Here is a 16,565-nt window from a genome sequence, read left to right as displayed (position 1 = left end):
CCGTGGTGACAGTTGCGCCCTGAAGCTAAAGAGGTGTCAGAGACCCGTCAATGAGGCGTGCACGAACTGGGGGCGAACTCCACGGGAACGGACGGCTCCGCGCGCCTGTGGTGCGCCGGGGGGCGTGAATGCGACGCTGGTGATATGAACATCCCTTTCCTGGGCAACTGGCGCAAGAAGCACGGTCCCGCCTTCGGCGTCGCGGTGCTCTCCGGCGGTGACGGTGATCATGAGGGGATCGCGGAGCTCCTCGCCGAGTGCGAGCTGCTGCGCTCACAGGCGGACGATGCGGGGGTCGAACTCGACGACACCGCCGCCGCGCTGGAGGCACTCGACCAGCTCGTGCCTCGCTGGCGCGACGACGAGGAGATGCTGCCGTGGCTGGGGAACGACGCGGGGCTCTACCTCGGCACCGTCATCGTGCGCACGGTCCCCGGAGCGGGCTGGACGTTCCTGCCGAGCGGCCGGCCCGTGGTGCGGCTGGCCACCGGCCGGGAGATCGACGTGGTCGCCACCGGCCACGCATGGGCGGCCCACGGGGCGCCGGAGCTCTCGCAGCTGTATGCCGAGGTGGCAGAGGGATAGCCCCAACCTCCGGACCTGCGGCTCCCGGCCCTTCGGGCCTGGGTCTGCGGCCCCGGCCTTCGGGCCTTCGGGCCTTCGGGCCTCCCGGCCCCGGGCCTCCCGGCCCCGGGCCTCCCGGCCCCGGGCCTCCCGGCCCCGGGCCTCCCGGCCCCGGGCCTCCCGGCCCCGGGCCTCCCGGCCCCGGGCCTCCCGGCCCCGGGTCTGCGGCCCGGCTTTCGAGTCTGCGGCCTCCGGGCCTCCGGGCCTTCGGGCCTCCGGGCCTTCGGGCCTCCCGCCTCCGGGTCTCCGGCCTCCGGGCCTCCCGCCTCCGGGTCTCCGGCCCCCGGGCCTCCCGCCTCCGGGCCTCCGGCCCCCGGGCCTACGGGCCCGGGTCTGCGGCCCGGCTTTCGAGTCTGCGGCCCCCGGGCCTCCGGGCCTTCGGGCCTCCCGGCCTCCGGGCCTCCCGGCCTCCAGGGCCCGGCCTCGGGCCTCCCGGCCCCCGGGCCTGCGCCCCCAGCCCCCCAGCCCCCAAGCCATCCCACCGTGAAAATACGGCTAACTCGTGATCGATGCGTGTCGCATATCAAGTCCGTTCCTGTCCGGATAGTTTGCGGGTTCGGCGACACAAGCGAGGGTGGGCAGGGTGGGACATGCCACTGAGCGGGGGAGCGGACTTCATGACAGGACGCCCGACGACCGATGGCGGTGAGGGCCCCGGTACGGGCGAACACCCCGCCTTCGTCTGTCAGTCGGTCGACTACGATGTGCCGTTCACCCCCGTTCGGGACCCGGGACCGTAGGGGGAGGGCAGCAGCTCACAAGGCCAGACCCGCCCGGTGGCAGCCGGAGATCACTGCTCGCGCAGCGGCACCGACACATAGGAGGAACCGCGCCGCGGTGAGGAGAAGGTCAGCTGCGCGCCGGACGGGTTGTGCTCGATGCGGAGCGGGTCGACCGTGTTGACGACGAGGGCAAGACGGTGACCTGACGGAACGTCGTGGCTGACCAGCCTGACGAGGCCGAGCGGCCCCACGTCGTAGAGGTGTGCGACGAGGGTGCCGCTCTCCTCGGTTCCGGTGACCTTGTCGGGGGAGCCCCCGCCCGTTGTCAGCCCCCTGGACATCTATGAAGCGCGGTGTGAGGGGCGCGGAACCACCGCCGGTATCGGGGTCTGTGCCGCCTTCGTCACATCGGCCACCAGCTCGACCACGTCGGGGCCGTACGCCTGCGAGTTCACCACCTTCAGCAGCAGGACGAAGGTGTTGTTGCCGTGTTTGCGGGCCAGCCGCTCGTGGTTGCGGGACAGATAGCGGGTCGCCGCCTGGGTGGTGACCGCGCGCTGGCCGCAGAACAGGAAGACCGGGCGGGCCGTGTGGCCCTGGTCCGCGGTGAGCCGGGCCAGGAGGACGTACTCGCTGCGGCCGGCCTCCAGCCGGTACTGCTCCTTGCCGATCAGGAAGGCGCCCCGGTCCGGACCGGGTTCGGGGTCGGAGTTCACCTGGACGCCCGGCAGCAGGGACGCCAGATGGGCCGCCATACGGCGGTTCGGGGCCGGGTGGCCCACGCAGAACTCCGTTCGCTCCCCGAAACCCTGCTGGGTCGCGTCGTGCGCGACGATCTGCGCGTGCGCACCGCAGTCCTTGATGAGCGCGGCGAGTTCGAGCAGCGCGGACACATCGTGACGCGTCACTGTCAGATCCGGGCCGCCGGTGGCCTCGCGGTTCACCACCAGCAGTGACTCGGCGTTGTCGGGCAAACCGAAGAAGGCCTGCTTGCGGTTGAGCTTCCGCTTCCACAGATAGGTCCGGGCGGTCCAGCCCAGCGCGGCGGCGACGCCCGCCACGATCACGGTCAGGACGAGGTCGGTCACTTCGGCATTCATGGGCGCGCATGCTAGCGGGCGCTCCCCAACCCTGTCCGGGGTCGCCCTGACGCGCCCATGGCAAGCGAGTTACGCTGCGCGGACGGTCGTCAACTGGAGGTAGCGGATGACTCGCCCTGTCGCACGGAGACTGGCGCTTCTGGCGGTTTCGGCCGCGGTGATGTCGGTGGGGGCCGCGGCGCCGCCCTCCGCCGGACAGGACGGTGCCCGGAAGGAGCCCGTCGCCGTCGGCTACGGCGGCGCCGTGTCGAGCGTCGACCCGGATGCCTCAGCCGCCGGTATCGAGGTGCTGCGCGGCGGCGGCAACGCCGTCGACGCGGCGGTCGCCACGGCCGCCGCCCTGGGCGTCACCGAGCCGTACTCGGCGGGCATCGGCGGAGGCGGCTACTTCGTCTACTACGACGCCGCCTCCCGCACGGTGCACACCGTCGACGGCCGCGAGACCGCGCCCCTGACCGCCGACCAGAACCTGTTCGTGGAGGACGGGAAGGCCGTCCCCTTCGCCGACGCGGTCAGCAGCGGTCTGAGCGTCGGTACGCCCGGCACCCCCGCCACCTGGCAGACAGCGCTGGACAGCTGGGGCAGCAAACGGCTCGGCACCCTGCTGAAGCCCGCGGTACGGCTCGCCCGCGACGGATTCACCGTCGACGAGACCTTCCGCTCGCAGACCGCGTCCAACGAGACCCGGTTCCGGTACTTCCCGGACACGGCCGAGCTCTTCCTGCCGGGCGGCGAACTGCCGGTCGTCGGCTCCACCTTCAAGAACCCCGATCTGGCCCGTACGTACGAGGAACTGGGCCGCAAGGGCGCCGGCGCCCTCTACCGCGGCACACTGGCCCGCGACATCGTCGACACCGTCAACGAGCCGCCGGTGGACCCGGAATCCGGCTACACCGCCCGCCCCGGCGACCTGTCGCTGAAGGACCTGTCCGCGTACCGCACGAAGCTCCAGGCACCCACGAAGACCTCGTACCGCGGCCTCGACGTCTACGCGATGGCGCCCTCCTCGTCGGGCGGCACGACCGTCGGCGAGGCGCTCAACATCCTTGAGCGGACGGACCTGTCGAAGGCCAGTGACGCCCAGTACCTGCACCGCTACATCGAGGCCAGCCGGATCGCGTTCGCCGACCGCGGGCGCTGGGTGGGCGACCCCGCCTTCGAGGACGTACCGACGAAGGAACTGGTGTCGCAGAAATACGCCGACGCGCGGGAGTGCCTGATCAAGGACGACGCGGTGCTCACCAGCCCGGTGGCGCCCGGCGACCCGCGCAACCCGGCGAAGTGCGACACGAGCGGTACGGCGGCCCCGACGACGTACGAGGGCGACAGCACCACCCACCTCACCGTGGCCGACAAGTGGGGGAACGTCGTCTCGTACACGCTCACCATCGAGCAGACCGGTGGCAGCGCCATCACCGTCCCGGACCGCGGTTTCCTCCTCAACAACGAGCTGACGGACTTCTCCTTCACCCCGGCCAGCCCGGCCGTCCACGACCCGAACCTGCCGGGTCCGGGCAAGCGGCCCCGCTCGTCGATGTCGCCGACGATCGTGCTGGACCAGCACGGCAAGCCCGTGGTGGCGCTCGGTTCGCCGGGTGGCGCGACCATCATCACGACGGTCCTGCAGACGCTGACCGGTTTCCTCGACCGCGGTCAGCCGCTGGTCGACGCGATCGCCGCGCCGCGCGCCAGCCAGCGCAACCAGACCACCACCGAACTCGAACCCGGCCTGTGGAGCAGCCCCCTGAAGGCCGAACTGGAAGCCATCGGCCACGGCTTCCGGCAGAACCCGGAGATCGGCGCCGCGACCGGCGTCCAGCGCCTGCCGAACGGCAAGTGGCTGGCCGCCGCCGAGACCGTACGACGCGGCGGCGGCTCGGCGATGGTGGTACGGCCGACGCCGTAGCACCGTAGCCGGGGCCGGGTGCTAAGGCGCCGGGGCAGCCCGTCCCCGGCTCAGCTCCCGGTATCCGGGCCGGAGACCGGGGCGGGCGGCGGCGTGTCGAACGTCAGCCGCCCGTCCTCGGCGCCCACCACCACCCGGCCGCCCGCCGAGAGGCGCCCTTCGAGGAGCAGCCGCGACAGATGGTTGTCGACCTCCCGCTGGATGGTGCGGCGCAGCGGGCGGGCGCCGTACTCCGGCTCGTGGCCGTGGCGGGCCAGCCAGTCCACGGCCCTCTCGGTGAACTCGATCGTGACGCCCTGCGCGTGCAGGCGGCGCCGGGTCTGCTCCAGCAACAGGTCGGTGATGCGCCGCAACTGCTGGTCGGTGAGCTGGTGGAAGACGACGATCTCGTCGACGCGGTTGAGGAACTCCGGGCGGAAGTGCTCGCGCAGCGGACGCAGGATCCGCTCGCGCCGCGCTTCCTCGTCGGCCTCGGCGCCGCCCGCGGCGAAACCCAGACCGGAACCGCGCCGGGCGATCGCCTCGGAGCCCAGGTTGCTGGTCATCACGATGACGGTGTGGGCGAAGTCCACGGTCCGGCCCTGGGCGTCGGTGAGCCGTCCGTCGTCGAGGACCTGAAGCAGGATGTTGAAGACGTCCGGGTGGGCCTTCTCCACCTCGTCCAGCAACAGCAGCGAGTACGGGTGGCGGCGCACGGTCTCGGTGAGCTGGCCGGCCTCCTCGTGACCGACGTAACCGGGCGGCGCGCCGACCAGGCGGCTCACGGTGTGCTGCTCCTGGTACTCGCTCATGTCGAGGCGCACCATCCGCTCCTCGCTGCCGAACAGCACCTCCGCGAGCGCACGGGCCAGCTCCGTCTTGCCGACGCCGGTCGGACCGAGGAAGAGGAAGCTGCCGATCGGCCGGTCGGGGCTGGCCAGACCGGCCCGCGAGCGCAGGATCGCGTCGGACACCGCGCTCACCGCCTCGTCCTGCCCGATGACCCGCTGGTGCAGGTGCTCCTCCAGGCCGAGCAGACGTTCCTTCTCCTCCTGGGTGAGGCTGCTGACGGGGATGCCGGTCTGGCGGGAGACCACCTCGGCGACATCCTCGGCGGTCACCTCCAGGTGCTGCCCGTCGTCGGTCGACCGCACCTCGGTGCCGGCGTCGCCGACCTTCTGCTTCAGCTCGCCGATACGGTCACGCAACTGGGTGGCCTGCTCGTACTGTTCGTTCGCGACCGCCTGGTCCTTGTCCCGGGTCAGCTGCTCGATCTCGCGCTCCAGGGACCGGACGTCGGTGCCCTTCGTGCCGGCGCGCAGCCGTACGCGGGCGCCCGCCTGGTCCATCAGGTCGATGGCCTTGTCCGGGAGCTGCCGGTCGGCGAGGTAGCGGTCGGACAGCTCCACGGCCGCCACCAGCGCCTCGTCGGTGTAGCGGACCTGGTGGTGGGCCTCGTAGCGGTCGCTGAGACCTCGCAGGATCTCCAGGGCGTCCGCGACGGTCGGCTCGGGCACCAGGATCGGCTGGAAGCGGCGGGCGAGGGCCGCGTCCTTCTCGATCCGGCGGAACTCCTCCAGCGTCGTGGCGCCCACGATGTGCAGCTCGCCGCGCGCCAGGGCCGGCTTGAGGATGTTGCCCGCGTCCATCGCGCTGCTCTCCCCGGCGCCGGTGCCGACCACGGTGTGCAGCTCGTCGATGAACACGATCAGCTGCCCCGAGTGCGTCCGGATCTCGTCGACGATGTTCGTCAGCCGCTCCTCGAAGTCACCGCGGAACCGGGTCCCGGCGACCACACCCGCCAGATCCAGGGCGACCACGCGGCGGCCCCCCAGGACGTCGGGCACGTCCCCGTCGGCGATGCGCTGGGCGAGCCCCTCCACGATCGCGGTCTTGCCCACGCCCGCCTCACCGATCAGCACCGGGTTGTTCTTGCCGCGCCGGGACAGCACCTCCACCGTCTGCTCGATCTCCTCGTCCCGGCCGATCACGGGATCGATACGGCCCTGCCGGGCGAGCTCGGTCAGATCGCGGCCGTACTTGTCGAGCGTCGGAGTGGGGCCGCGCTGCTGGCGGTCGGGGCGCGTCTGGACGCCCGCCGGGTAGCCCGCCGCCGACGACTCCGGTGCCTCGGACGGCAGCGAGGGGGGCGTGAGCCGGCGGGCGTTCAGGATGTGCCCGGCCGCCGAGTCCGGGTTGGCGGCCAGGGCGGTGAGGACGTGCTCGGGGCCGATGTAGCCGGTGCCCTTGACCCGGGCCAGCTCGTGGGCGTCCAGGAGGGCCCGTTTGACCGCGGGGGTCAGGGAGAGCGACGAGGGCGACGGACCGTTGCCGGTTTGCTGTCCGCCCGGACCGATCCGCTGGTCGATCTCGGTGGCCAGTGAGTCGGGATCGGCGCCGGCGCCCGCCAGCAGACTTCGGGTGGGTTCGATGGCGACCGCTGCGCGCAGCAGGTGCTGGGTGTCGAGGTCGCTGCTGCCGTGGTCGGCCGCGTATGTGGCCGCGTCGGCGATCAGCTGCCGGGCCTGCCTGCTCATCAGCCGTCCGATGTCGACGCGCTGGGGGTGCGGCCCGCCGAAGAAGCGTGCCAGGAACTCTCCGAAGGGGTCCGGGCCGTAGCCCTGCGGACCGGGGAAGCCGCTGGTCATGGCCATCCGTTCCGGGGCCCGCTGCCGGTCCAGAGCGACCCGGGGAAGCGCAGCCACGTCCCCACGCCGCCCGGCACGCTCCCCCACTGCCTTAAGGGCGTGGGAGGTACCCCCACTCGCCGCACCGGCCGAAGACCCACGTAGCTCCGCTACGAGGGGCCTTCATCCGGCACGCCGAGAGCACGCACCGAACGACGCGGGAACGCCCCCGCGCTTCCCCGGACCCGCTTGGCGTCCCGGCCCCGGGCACCCTCGCCGATCGAGGTGTTCGTTCGGCACGCGAGTGCCCGATCACCCCGGGGTTACACCTGAACGCGCCCGGCCTTGCCACCCCACCGATGAGCTTGGGCCCGATGGCCGGCGAGCCGATGGCATGCGCGATGTCGCCGATGCGGTCGCACCGCGGCGCCGATGTCGGCCGCCGGCGCGCGCTCGGCCGTGCGGGTCTCACTGCCGTAGCAGGTCGGCCGACGGGGGTCGGTATTAAAATGGGGGCATGGTTCGCAACCCCCTGACCCCCGAAGAGCGAGAGCGCGGGGAGCGGCTCGGGCGGTTGCTGCGCGAGGCCCGTGGTGACCGGAGCATGGCCGAGATCGCCGCCGCCGCCGGGATCTCCGCCGAGACCCTCCGCAAGATCGAGACCGGCCGCGCCCCGACCCCGGCCTTCTTCACGGTGGCGGCGCTGGCCCACGTGCTGGGCCTGTCGATGGACACCCTCGCCGGCCAGTGCGTACCCGCCCCCGTCTAGGGCCTGTTGCGAAAGTCCCGTCGTCCGCCCGAAGGGCGGGCCCGGCGGCGTCCGGTGCGTGCTCTCGGCGTGCCGGGCGCAGGCCCTCGTACTGGATGTACTTGGGCCTGTGCCCGGTGCGGCGAGAGGGCGTGCCGGGTGTCGCCGGGCAGGCGGGACTTTCGCAACAGGCCCTAGGCCCTGTCGTCCGGGTCCCGTCGTCGTAGTACTCCCCTCGTTCGCCTTCTGTTGTCCGCCCGCGAAAAGGTCACGCACAGGTATCACCTGACGCCGCAGAGCACACCGCGCTCGTTCGGAAAACTCTTCGTAGCATCCCCGTAACACGACTGGTGTTGTCTACGGCACCGAAGCACTCCAGTCTGGCGGGAGTCGAGCGATGGCTGTGGACCAACTCCCAGGGCAGGTAAGGGAGTTCGCGATCTACCTGAACAAGCTGCTGACCCGGCTCGATCCGGGCGGCGGCTGGTGCGCGGTGTTCTGGCAACGGGACCCCGAGGGCATGCGCGCCTGCCTCGACGGCTGGGAGGTCCCGCCCTGGGACGTGGTCGAGGCGCTCCTTCAGGACCTCGCCACCGCCTACGGTCCCGCGGCCGCCGCCCAGGAGGCCGACCGGGCCCGCGTCCTGCACAGCGCCTCGCTCGCCGCCCACGACGCCCGTCCCGGCGCCCGTGACGCCCTGGCCGACCGCCTCGATGTCATGATCCGCGAACAGCGCTACGCCGCCGAGCGCACCGCCGAGCTGTCCGAGCGGCTCCAGACGGCCGCCACCCCCGAAGAGGCCGAGGCCCTCCGACTCGACCTGGCCTGGGCCCAGGACGACCACGAGCGCGCCACGGCCCGCTGCGCCGAGATCCGGGCCCGCCTCACGAACCTCGCCCGCCGCGCCCCGCACACACCCACGCGGGGCGCGCCGCACTTTCAGGAGGCTGACGCCGGGGCCGTCTTCCGGGTACCGGACCGCGGCCGCACCCACGACCGGTGGGAGGACGGGGACCAGGGCCGGACACACGACGCACGGGCCCCCCACGGCCGTACCGGCGAGGCGCCGGACCACCGCGACCACCCGGGGCGGGCCGAAGCACCGGCCGGCGCCGTACGCGCGGACGAGTCCCGCTCCCGGCCAGGAGTCGGTCCCCGCGCCCCAGGGCCCCTCGACACGGAGGACCGCTTCCGCTTCGACGCGCCGGGCCCGGCCGCCCCCGCCGACCCCGGGGGCACCGCTCCCGCGTCCGAGCCGCGGAGCGAGCCCCCCGCCGCCCCGGCCCCCAAGCAGCGCACCAAGTCCAAACGCCGCCCCCGGGGGAGCGCCCGCTTCGCCGGGATGATGGACGCCGAGGAGACGCCCCCCGCCGCCGTCGTCCCCACGACGGCGGAACCCGCCCCGGCCGCCCCCGCGACCCGTACCCCCCGAGGCGCCCGTTTCGCGGGCGTGGCCGACACGGCCGCGGCCGCCCAGCCCCAGCCGCAGCGCCGGCAGCCGCTCGACGACGAGGCCCGCCGGGAGATCATCGTGACCGTCCAGACGCTGCTCACCCTGCGGCGCGACCAGCGCAGCGGTGAGGCACACGTCCTGCTCGCCGAGGCCGCCCACTGGCCCGCCGCCCGCTACCCGCTGCTCGCCGCCGAACTGCACCGCGTCGGCCTCGGCGCCGACTGGGCCACCCTCCTGTGGGAGGCCGCCTCGCTCCCCGCCGACAAGCTCGTGGCCGCCGCGGACGCGCTGGCCGAGGCGGGGCGCACGGTCGACGGGGAGCAACTGCTGCGGCAGGGCGTGGCCCGCCCGGCCGCCGAGATCGGCGCCTCCGTCCTCGCTCTCGCCGATGAGGGGTGCGAGCGGGAGGTGCGCGCGCTCCTGGACGCGTACGTGCGTATCCGTACGCCCGAAGAAGCCGTCCGCAGCGTGGCCGCCGACCCGCAGCGCCTCGGACCGCTGCTCCTCCAGGCCGCGCGGCGTGTGTCGGAGGAACGCCACTGGGACCTCGTCCACGCCCTCCGGGTCGCCGGTTTCACCGCCTGACCCGGCACGGGCGGTCACCCGGAGGGGTGCGAAACATGATCGACTCGTCCGGTTAACGGCGATGGTCTTGCCCAGGTGGGCGGGGAGGCTTACGTTCGACCATCTACCGCCTGTGTCTACGGGCGTAGAGGCTCTCTGGCGTCCCCGTCGAAGGAGCAGCTGAAATGGCCAACGTCGTACGCGCCGCCCTGGTCCAGGCGACCTGGACCGGCGACACCGGGTCCATGGTCGACAAGCACATCGAGCACGCCCGCGAGGCGGCCCGGCAGGGCGCCAGGGTCATCGGTTTCCAGGAAGTCTTCAACGCACCCTACTTCTGCCAGGTCCAGGAGCCCGAGCACTACTCCTGGGCCGAACCCGTGCCGGACGGACCGACCGTCACCCGTATGCGGGAGCTGGCCCGCGAGACCGGCATGGTGATCGTCGTCCCCGTCTTCGAGGTCGAGCAGTCCGGCTTCTACTACAACACCGCGGCCGTGATCGACGCCGACGGCACCTTCCTCGGCAAGTACCGCAAGCACCACATCCCGCAGGTCAAGGGCTTCTGGGAGAAGTACTACTTCAAACCGGGGAACCTGGGCTGGCCCGTCTTCGACACGGCCGTCGGCAAGGTCGGCGTCTACATCTGCTACGACCGCCACTTCCCGGAGGGCTGGCGGCAGCTCGGCCTGAACGGCGCCCAGCTCGTGTACAACCCGTCCGCCACCTCCCGCGGCCTGTCCGCCCACCTGTGGCAGCTGGAGCAGCCCGCCGCCGCCGTCGCCAACGAGTACTTCGTCGCCGCGATCAACCGTGTGGGCCAGGAGGAGTACGGGGACAACGACTTCTACGGGACGAGCTACTTCGTCGACCCGCGCGGACAGTTCGTGGGCGGGACCGCGAGCGACAAGACCGAGGAACTCGTCGTACGGGACCTCGACTTCGACCTGATCGAGGACGTACGACAGCAGTGGGCCTTCTACCGTGACCGCCGCCCCGACGCCTACGAAGGACTGGTGCAGCCGTGACCAACGAACTGCTCGGGCGGCACAGGGCCGTCATGCCCGACTGGCTCGCCCTCTACTACGCGAACCCCATCGAGATCACCCACGGCGAAGGCCGCCACGTCTGGGACGCCGAGGGCAACAGGTACCTCGACTTCTTCGGCGGCATCCTCACCACGATGACCGCGCACGCGCTGCCCGAGGTCACCAAGGCGGTCAGTGAGCAGGCCGGGCGGATCATCCACTCGTCCACGCTGTACCTCAACCGGCCGATGGTCGAACTCGCCGAGCGTGTCGCGCAGTTGTCCGGCATCCCGGACGCGCGGGTCTTCTTCACCACCTCCGGCACCGAGGCCAACGACACGGCGCTGCTGCTGGCGACCGCGTACCGCCGCAGCAACCAGATCCTGGCGATGCGCAACAGCTACCACGGGCGTTCCTTCAGCGCGGTCGGCATCACCGGCAACAAGGGCTGGTCCCCGACCTCGCTGTCGCCGCTCCAGACGCTGTACGTCCACGGCGGCGTCCGAACCCGCGGCCCGTTCGCCGACCTCAGCGACGCCGACTTCATCGCGGCCTGCGTCGAGGACCTGAAGGACCTCCTCGGTCACACCCGTCCACCCGCCGCCCTCATCGCCGAGCCCATCCAGGGCGTCGGCGGCTTCACCGCGCCGCCCGACGGCCTGTACGCGGCCTTCCGAGAGGTGCTCCACGAGCAGGGCATCCTGTGGATCTCCGACGAGGTGCAGACCGGCTGGGGCCGTACCGGTGACCACTTCTGGGGCTGGCAGGCCCACGGCCACAGCGGGCCGCCGGACATCCTCACCTTCGCCAAGGGCATCGGCAACGGCATGTCCATCGGCGGCGTCGTCGCCCGCGCCGAGATCATGAACTGCCTGGACAGCAACTCGATCTCGACCTTCGGCGGCACCCAGATCACGATGGCCGCGGGCCTGGCGAACCTCACCTACCTGCTGGAGCACGACCTCCAGGGCAACGCCCGGCGCGTCGGCGGGCTGCTCATCGAGCGGCTGCGGGCCGTCGCCGCGCAGGTTCCGGCCGTACGGGAGGTACGCGGCCGGGGGCTCATGATCGGCATCGAGCTGGCGAAGCCCGGCACGGACGAGGCCGACCCGGACGCGGCGTCCGCCGTGCTGGAGGCAGCCCGCGAGCGGGGACTGCTCCTCGGCAAGGGCGGCGGCCACAACACCAGCGCCCTGCGCATCGCCCCGCCGCTGTCGCTGACCGTCGCCGAGGCGGAGGAGGGCGCCGAGATCCTGGAGAGCGCCCTGAGGAGCGTCCAGCCGTGAGGCGTCTGCGGTAAGAGGGCGTGCCCGAGGACCGGCACGCGGACGAGGACGGGCGCCCCGTCAGGGGCGCGGGGCTGTGCCCCTGTACGGCTCCGCCGCGATGGGGGTCCCCCGCGCGAGCGAAGCCGAGAGTGGGGGAGCGACAAGCCACCGACAACCCGCACCTTCCGACCACAACCCAGCGGAGCGTCAACGTATGAGCAGCCGTACCGTCATCCGCGGTGGTCTCGTCATCACCGCGTCCGACGAGATCCACGCCGACGTCCTGATCGAGGACGGCCGTATCGCCGCCCTCGCCGCGAGCGACACCCCGGCCGCCGAGGCCTGGACGGCCGAACGCACCATCGACGCCACCGGGAAGTACGTCATCCCGGGCGGTGTCGACGCGCACACGCACATGGAGCTGCCGTTCGGCGGCACCTCCGCCTCCGACACCTTCGAGACCGGAACCCGAGCCGCCGCCTGGGGCGGCACCACCACCATCATCGACTTCGCCGTGCAGAGCGTCGGCCACTCGCTGCGGGAGGGTCTGGACGCCTGGATGGCGAAGGCCGACGCCCAGTGCGCCATCGACTACGGCTTCCACATGATCGTCTCCGATGTGAACCAGGAGACGCTCAAGGAGATGGACTTGCTGGTGGAGGAGGGCGTCACCTCCTTCAAACAGTTCATGGCGTACCCCGGCGTCTTCTACAGCGACGACGGTCAGATCCTGCGCGCCATGCAGCGCTCCGCCGAGAACGGCGGCCTGATCATGATGCACGCCGAGAACGGCATCGCGATCGACGTGCTCGTCGAGCAGGCGCTGGCCCGCGGCGAAACCGATCCGCGCTACCACGGCGAGGTCCGCAAGGCACTCCTTGAGGCCGAGGCCACCCACCGCGCCATCAAGCTGGCCCAGGTGGCCGGTGCGCCTCTGTACGTCGTGCACGTCTCGGCTACGGAGGCGGTCGCCGAGCTGGCCAGGGCGCGCGACGAGGGGCTCCATGTCTTCGGTGAGACCTGCCCGCAGTACCTGTTCCTGTCCACGGACAACCTGGCGGAGCCGGACTTCGAGGGCGCGAAGTACGTGTGCAGCACGCCACTGCGGCCCAAGGAGCACCAGGCCCAGCTGTGGAAGGGGCTGCGGACGAACGACCTCCAGGTCGTCTCCACCGACCACTGCCCCTTCTGCTTCACCGGCCAGAAGGAGCTCGGCCGCGGCGACTTCTCCAAGATCCCCAACGGTCTCCCGGGTGTCGAGAACCGTATGGACCTGCTCCACCAGGCCGTCGTCGACGGGCACATCTCCCGCCGTCGCTGGATCGAGATCGCCTGCGCGGCCCCGGCCCGCATGTTCGGCCTGTACCCGAAGAAGGGCACCATCGCCCCGGGAGCCGACGCCGACGTCGTCATCTACGACCCGCACGCCGAGCAGGTCATGTCCGCCGAGACCCACCACATGAACGTCGACTACTCGGCGTACGAGGGCAGGCGCACCACCGGCCGGGTCGAGACGGTCCTGTCGCGCGGCGAACTGGTCATCACGGAGAGGGAGTTCACCGGCCGTGCCGGGCACGGGACGTACACGCCGCGGGGGACGTGCCAGTACCTGGACTAGCCGACCGGCCATGGGCGTGGAGTCGGCGGCACGGTTGCTCGCGCCGTCAGCGTGGCGAGGCTCGGTGTGTGTGGACCGTTCAGCGGTTCGCGGGGGACGTGCGGATCGCGTGTTGGGCACTTGAACAGCAAGGGGAACATCATGGACTTCGGACTTGTGCTGCAGACCGACCCGCCGGCCTCCGGGGTCGTGGACCTGATGAAGCGGGCGGAAGCGGCAGGCTTCACGCACGGGTGGACGTTCGACTCGTGCGTGCTGTGGCAGGAGCCGTTCGTCATCTACAGCCGTATCCTCGCGGAGACCGAGCGCCTGATCGTCGGCCCGATGGTGACCAACCCGGGCACCCGGACCTGGGAGGTCACCGCCTCCACCTTCGCGACGCTGAACGACATGTACGGCAACCGGACCGTGTGCGGCATCGGCCGCGGCGACTCGGCGATGCGGGTCGCGGGCCGTACCCCGAACACCCTCGCCCGGGTCAGTGGCGCGATGAAGGTGATCAGGGCCCTGGGGCGGGGCGAGGAAGCCGACCTCGGCGGCACCGTCGTCCGGTTCCCGTGGGTGCGCCCCGGGGCCGAAGTCCCGGTGTGGATGGCCGCGTACGGGCCCAAGGCACTGAAGATGACCGGCGAGGAGGCCGACGGCTTCATCCTTCAGCTCGCCGACCCCTTCCTCACGGAGTGGATGGTCAGGGCGGTACGGGACGCGGCGGTGGCGGCGGGCCGTTCGGCGGACGAGGTGAAGATCTGTGTCGCCGCGCCCGCGTACGTGACCGACGACGACTCGCCCGAGGCCCTCGCCCACGCGCGCGAGCAGTGCCGCTGGTTCGGTGGCATGGTCGGCAACCATGTCGCCGACCTGGTCGCCAGGTACGGCGCCCACTCGGGGATGGTGCCGGACGAGCTGACCGAGTACATCAAGGCGCGTGAGGGCTACGACTACGCGCACCACGGCCGCTCGGGAAACCCGGACACGGCGTTCGTGCCGGACGAGATCGTCAACCGCTTCTGTCTGATCGGCCCGGCCTCCGCGCATGTCGAAAAGCTGCGTGCGCTGCGGGAACTGGGCGTCGACCAGTTCGCCGTGTACGCGATGCACGACGCGAAGGAGAAGGTGATCGAACAGTACGGCCGGGAGGTGATCCCGGCGGTGAACGCATGACCCACGGCTCAGGGTTCTTGCCCCGACAGCGACTCACCACCACAGCACGGCAGTTCACGGCACCCGCACAGTAGCCGTCCCTCGTTCCCCTCCCCAGAACGGACTGCTGCCCATGACCGACACCGCCCCACCCCGCATACCCGACCCGGCCATCGAGCTGGCCGGCGACGCCTACCCGGCCGGCAGCCGCTACGCCAACGACGACCTGCGCCCCGTCCCCCTCGCCGAACGCCGCTGGACCACCTACAACTTCGTGGCCCTGTGGATCGGCATGGCCCACTGCATCCCGTCCTGGACGCTCGCTTCGGGACTGGTGGCCCTGGGCATGGACTGGAAACAGGCCGTCCTCACGATCGCGCTCGCCAACGTGATCGTGCTGCTCCCGATGCTGCTCACCGGCCACGCGGGACCCAAGTACGGCATCCCCTTCCCGGTCCTGGCCCGCGCCTCCTTCGGCATGCGCGGCGCGAACCTGCCCGCGATGGTGCGGGCGGCGGTGGCCTGCTGCTGGTTCGGCATCCAGACGTGGATCGGCGGCCAGGGCATCTTCATCCTCCTGGGCAAGATCTTCGGCGGCTGGACGGACGCCGCGAGGATCGGCGGCTACCCGTGGACCCTGTGGCTCTGCTTCGTGATCTTCTGGGTGCTCGAACTGGCCATCATCTACCGGGGGATGGACACCCTGCGCCGGTTCGAGAACTGGGCGGCGCCGTTCGTCCTCGTCGGCGCGGTGGTGCTCCTGGTCTGGATCGCGAACAAGGCGGGCGGTTTTGGTCCGCTGCTGCACGAGCCGTCGAAGGTCGGCTGGGGCGCGGACTTCTGGAAGGTCTTCTTCCCGGGCCTGATGGGCATGATCGGCTTCTGGTCCACCCTCAGTCTCAACATCCCGGACTTCACCCGTTTCGGAAAGGGCCAGCGGGCACAGGTCTGGGGCCAGACCCTCGGGCTGCCGACCACCATGACCCTCTTCGCGCTGATGTCGGTCCTGGTGACGGCCGGTTCGGAGAAGGTCTACGGGGTGGCGATCTGGGACCCGGTCGAGCTGGCCGGCAGGACCGACAACGTCTTCGGCCTGCTCTTCGCGCTCATCACGGTCCTCGTGGCGACGATCAGCGTGAACATCGCGGCGAACGTGGTCTCACCCGCGTACGATCTCGCGAACCTCGCCCCGAAGGTCATCAACTTCCGTACGGGCGCGGTCATCACGGGCATCGTGGGCGTCCTGGTGATGCCGTGGAAGCTGACCTCCACGCCCGAGCTGTACATCTTCACGTGGCTGGGTGTGGTGGGCGGACTGCTCGGCACGGTGGCGGGCATTCTCATCGCGGACTACTGGATCATCCGGCGGACCGTGCTGCACCTCGCCGACCTGTATCTGGAAGGCGGGCGGTACTGGTACTCGGGCGGCTGGAACTGGCGGGCCGTCGTCGCCTTCGCGGTCGGCGGTGTGCTGGCGGTCGGTGGCTCGTACTCCACGCTGGACGAGAAGGGGAACAAGGCAGGACCGTTCCCGGCCGACGGCATCATCCCCTTCCTCAAGCCGCTCGCCGACTACGGGTGGGCCGTGGGGCTGGGAGCCTCGCTCGCCGTCTACGTCCTCCTGATGGCCGGAGAGCGAAAGCGGACCTGAGGGGCATCTGCTGCGGGGCGACCGGGTTCGCCCCGAAGCAGGCCTTACAGGCGCCGGTGCCGGAGCAGTTCATGACGGCTGCATCGGCCGCCGCACCACAGCCGGCGTCAGGACCGATCATCGGCCGCGCCGAGAGG

General features: G+C 71.4%; 11 protein-coding genes and 1 pseudogene. 9 read left to right on the top strand and 3 right to left on the bottom strand.

Annotated elements, in window-relative coordinates:
• Positions 1 to 144: 144 nt before the first annotated feature.
• Entirely contained in the window at positions 145 to 585 is a 441-nt protein-coding gene (locus IE262_RS20040; protein ID WP_134028193.1) for a DUF6278 family protein, read from the top strand.
• 829 nt (positions 586 to 1,414) lie between these two features.
• Here the strand turns inward: IE262_RS20040 and IE262_RS20030 are convergent.
• Positions 1,415 to 1,645: pseudogene (locus tag IE262_RS20030) on the bottom strand (acyl esterase); the annotation flags it as partial.
• A 42-nt stretch (positions 1,646 to 1,687) separates the two neighbouring features.
• A complete protein-coding gene (locus tag IE262_RS20025) occupies positions 1,688 to 2,446 on the bottom strand; it encodes a hypothetical protein (RefSeq protein ID WP_189875283.1) in 759 nt (252 codons plus the stop codon).
• Positions 2,447 to 2,552: 106 nt separating this feature from the next.
• Between IE262_RS20025 and ggt the strand changes: the two genes are divergently transcribed.
• Positions 2,553 to 4,352 carry a gamma-glutamyltransferase gene (gene ggt / locus IE262_RS20020; protein ID WP_189875281.1) on the top strand — a complete coding sequence of 600 codons (1,800 nt, stop codon included), beginning with the start codon at positions 2,553 to 2,555 and terminating at the stop codon, positions 4,350 to 4,352.
• A gap of 50 nt (positions 4,353 to 4,402) precedes the next feature.
• Here the strand turns inward: ggt and IE262_RS20015 are convergent, their stop codons facing one another.
• The gene (locus IE262_RS20015) at positions 4,403 to 6,979 is read right to left on the bottom strand and encodes an ATP-dependent Clp protease ATP-binding subunit (protein ID WP_189875404.1); all 2,577 of its coding nucleotides are present in this window, start codon (positions 6,977 to 6,979) and stop codon (positions 4,403 to 4,405) included.
• Between the two features lie 496 nt (positions 6,980 to 7,475).
• Here IE262_RS20015 and IE262_RS20010 point away from each other — a divergent pair, with 496 nt between their 5' ends.
• The 7 genes from IE262_RS20010 (at position 7,476) to IE262_RS19980 (ending at position 16,428) form a co-directional block, all read left to right on the top strand.
• Positions 7,476 to 7,727 carry a helix-turn-helix domain-containing protein gene (locus tag IE262_RS20010; protein WP_134028189.1) on the top strand — a complete coding sequence of 84 codons (252 nt, stop codon included), beginning with the start codon at positions 7,476 to 7,478 and terminating at the stop codon, positions 7,725 to 7,727.
• Between the two features lie 376 nt (positions 7,728 to 8,103).
• The gene (locus IE262_RS20005) at positions 8,104 to 9,744 is read left to right on the top strand and encodes a hypothetical protein (RefSeq protein WP_189875279.1); all 1,641 of its coding nucleotides are present in this window, start codon (positions 8,104 to 8,106) and stop codon (positions 9,742 to 9,744) included.
• A 164-nt stretch (positions 9,745 to 9,908) separates the two neighbouring features.
• The gene (locus IE262_RS20000) at positions 9,909 to 10,751 is read left to right on the top strand and encodes a nitrilase-related carbon-nitrogen hydrolase (protein ID WP_189875277.1); all 843 of its coding nucleotides are present in this window, start codon (positions 9,909 to 9,911) and stop codon (positions 10,749 to 10,751) included.
• Complete coding sequence (locus IE262_RS19995) at positions 10,748 to 12,037, top strand: aspartate aminotransferase family protein (protein ID WP_134028183.1); 1,290 nt, start codon at positions 10,748 to 10,750, stop codon at positions 12,035 to 12,037. Before IE262_RS20000 ends, IE262_RS19995 begins: the two co-directional genes overlap by 4 nt.
• A gap of 196 nt (positions 12,038 to 12,233) precedes the next feature.
• Positions 12,234 to 13,637, top strand: coding sequence for a dihydropyrimidinase (gene hydA, locus IE262_RS19990; RefSeq protein ID WP_189875275.1), 1,404 nt, complete (start codon positions 12,234 to 12,236; stop codon positions 13,635 to 13,637).
• Positions 13,638 to 13,778: 141 nt separating this feature from the next.
• The gene (locus tag IE262_RS19985; protein ID WP_134028179.1) at positions 13,779 to 14,798 is read left to right on the top strand and encodes a TIGR03842 family LLM class F420-dependent oxidoreductase; all 1,020 of its coding nucleotides are present in this window, start codon (positions 13,779 to 13,781) and stop codon (positions 14,796 to 14,798) included.
• A gap of 112 nt (positions 14,799 to 14,910) precedes the next feature.
• On the top strand, positions 14,911 to 16,428 hold the full coding sequence (locus tag IE262_RS19980; protein ID WP_134028177.1) for an NCS1 family nucleobase:cation symporter-1: 1,518 nt from the start codon (positions 14,911 to 14,913) through the stop codon (positions 16,426 to 16,428).
• Positions 16,429 to 16,565 lie beyond the last annotated feature (137 nt).

This window comes from Streptomyces bluensis, from assembly GCF_014650715.1.
GTDB classification, from domain to species: domain Bacteria; phylum Actinomycetota; class Actinomycetes; order Streptomycetales; family Streptomycetaceae; genus Streptomyces; species Streptomyces bluensis.
This window is presented reverse-complemented; position numbering and strand designations above follow the sequence as displayed.